The following is a 2,417-nucleotide window of genomic DNA, read 5'->3' as shown; positions in this document are numbered from 1 at the left end:
GCCTATGGCAGCGGGGCCTTCGTCCGTACATCTGAACATGGGAAAGTGGAGATGGCGGGAATCGAACCCGCGTCCAACGGTGCAGAATCAGGGCTTCTCCGAGCGCAGTTCGCTTAGATTTTCTCAGCCCCGGAGATCACGCGAACAAGTCTCCGACGGGCTCAGTCACTGTTTGATTTCCCGTCTCACCCCGTGACCGGGCCAGACGGTTTAGTTCCCTTGATTATGCCAGGATCCGGGTCGGGAACACCCCCGGGCTGACACCCATTTAGGGTCCTTCAGTCACTGGTTATTAAGCAGCGAGGGCGAAGGACTGGGAATCGCTCTTGGAATTGGCGATTATTGGTTGCGACATATGGTTAACGAGATCATTGCCGCTTCCTCGGCTCGCTTCCCCTGCTTCGACAGCCGCTGTCGAAACCGATCATCCCCATGTTGTTTTTTCAAAACCCTCCTGAGAGGGCCCCTCCGAGGAGGGAGTGTGCACCCGCTGTGAGGTGCGTTGCCATCGTACGTGACCAACGCACGTCGATGCCACTGTATTCCCGGCGGCCGGCCGCTGCCCGCCGTCGGAGCCCGCTCGCTACTCGCCGCGCTGCTTGCGCTTGACCGCCGCGATCGCCCGGTCCGACTCACGCCGGTCCTGCTTCTCGCGCAGCGTCTGGCGCTTGTCGTATTCCTTCTTGCCCCGCGCGAGCGCGATCTCGGCCTTCGCGCGGCCGTCCTTGAAGTACAGGACGAGGGGCACGATGGTGTGACCCGTCTCCTCGGACTTCGAGGCCAGCTTGTCGATCTCCTCGCGGTGCAGGAGCAGCTTGCGCTTGCGGCGCGCGGAGTGGTTGGTCCAGCTGCCCTGGCTGTACTCGGGGATGTGGGCGTTGTGCAGCCACGCCTCGTTCCCGTCGATCTGCACGAAGCCGTCGGCCAGCGAGGCACGCCCCTGGCGCAGCGACTTCACCTCGGTGCCGGTGAGGACGAGCCCGGCCTCGTAGACATCGATGATCGCGTAGTCGTGCCGGGCCTTCTTGTTCTGCGCGACGATCTTGCGCTTGCCGTCCTTGACGGCGGCCTTGGCGCCACCTCCCTGCTTCGGCTGGGATTCCTTCGGTACGTACATGCCCTTACTCATAGTGCTGGCCATTTTCGCACTAGAGGGGGGCCGGAGGGAAAGCCGATTACGCGAAGCGCGGGCCGGCGGCCACGCGGGCCGTGCGGTGGCGGGTCACTCGGCGTCCCCGAGTCCGCTCAGGACGGTCTCGGCGCGCTCCAGCGCGCCCTCCTCGACCTCCAGGTCGGGGGTGATTCCCCGGGCGTCCACCGTCCGCCCGGAGGGAGTGCGGTAGTGGCCGACCGTCAGTTCGGCGACCGAGCCGTCCGGCAGCCGGCTCGGCATCTGCACCGAGCCCTTGCCGAAGGTCCTGGAGCCCACGACGACCGCGCGGCCACGGTCCTGGAGACCGCCGGTGAGGAGCTCGGCCGCGCTCATCGTGCCGCCGTCGACGAGCGCGACCAGCGGTCTGGTGGTGTCGCCGCCGGGATCGGCGTGCAGGGCCTTCTGGTCGCCGTTCACGTCGTACGTGGCCACCAGGCCGCCGTCGAGGAAGGCGGAGGCGGCGGTGACGGCCTCGGTGACCAGGCCGCCGGAGTTGCCCCGCAGATCGAGGACGATCCCCTCCTCCACGGGCGCGCTGGCCACCGCGGTCCGTACGAGGTCCCCGGAGCCCTTGGTGAAGGCGGCGACCTTGATCACGGTGACGCCGCCGGGGAGTTCGCGCACGCTCACGGAGTCGGTGGACAGCCGCGCCCGGTGCAGGGTCTCGCTCCACGCGCGCGTGCCGCGCTGCAGTCCGAGGTCGACGGCGGTGCCCGCGTCGGCGCCGGTGGCGTCGCCCCGCAGTAACGAGACGACCTCGGTGACGGGCCTGCCGTCGACACGGTGCCCGTCGATGCTGCGCAGCCGGTCGCCCTTGCGGATCCCGGCGGTCGCGGCGGGCGAGCCCGACTGGACCCGGGTCACCTCGATACGTCCGCCGCGCTCGCGCCGGGCCCAGAGGCCGACACCCGTGTACCGGCCGCCGAGGGCCTCCTCGAACTCCTCGTACTCGCCCTGCGAGTAGACGGCGCCCCAGCGGTCGCCGCTGCGGCTGACGGCCCGCTCGGCGGCCTCCACGGGGGACTTGCCGTCGGCCATCGCCTCGGCGGCGGCGTCGGCGACGTCGTCCTGGTGGCCGGCCTGTGCGGTACGGGCCGCCGGGGAGACGGATTTCCGGCCGGGGGTGTCGAACGCGCCGGTCGCGGCGCCCGCCGCGAGGACGCTCGCGAAGACCAACGTCAGGGCCGCCCCGCGGCGGATGCGGCGGGGCTGACAGAACAGGTCACGGCCTGACATGCGGGTGAGTCTAGGACAACGAGAAGGG

General features: G+C 69.1%; 2 protein-coding genes and 1 other RNA gene. All 3 read right to left on the bottom strand.

The features are described 5' to 3' along the window. Positions 1-43: 43 nt before the first annotated feature. Positions 44-432, bottom strand: a transfer-messenger RNA (tmRNA) gene (ssrA, locus tag ACFWGJ_RS43305). A gap of 151 nt (positions 433-583) precedes the next feature. Continuing rightward, positions 584-1,129 (bottom strand): SsrA-binding protein SmpB, encoded by a 546-nt coding sequence (gene smpB, locus ACFWGJ_RS43300; protein WP_387334477.1) that lies wholly within the window; start codon positions 1,127-1,129, stop codon positions 584-586. Positions 1,130-1,222: 93 nt separating this feature from the next. Continuing rightward, positions 1,223-2,389, bottom strand: coding sequence for a S41 family peptidase (locus tag ACFWGJ_RS43295; protein WP_387334476.1), 1,167 nt, complete (start codon positions 2,387-2,389; stop codon positions 1,223-1,225). Between the last annotated feature and the right edge of the window lie 28 nt (positions 2,390-2,417).

The organism is Streptomyces sp. NPDC060205, assembly GCF_042728395.1.
In the GTDB taxonomy this organism is placed as follows: Bacteria; Actinomycetota; Actinomycetes; order Streptomycetales; family Streptomycetaceae; genus Streptomyces.
Note: the sequence above shows the minus strand (reverse complement) of the source record. Positions and strands in the feature narration are given on the sequence as shown.

What these genes read in the sequence shown, in the direction of transcription:
- smpB (WP_387334477.1), bottom strand. Translation starts at nt 1,129, where the DNA reads ATGAGTAAGGGCATGTACGTACCGAAGGAATCCCAGCCGAAGCAGGGA.
- ACFWGJ_RS43295 (WP_387334476.1), bottom strand. Translation starts at nt 2,389, where the DNA reads ATGTCAGGCCGTGACCTGTTCTGTCAGCCCCGCCGCATCCGCCGCGGG.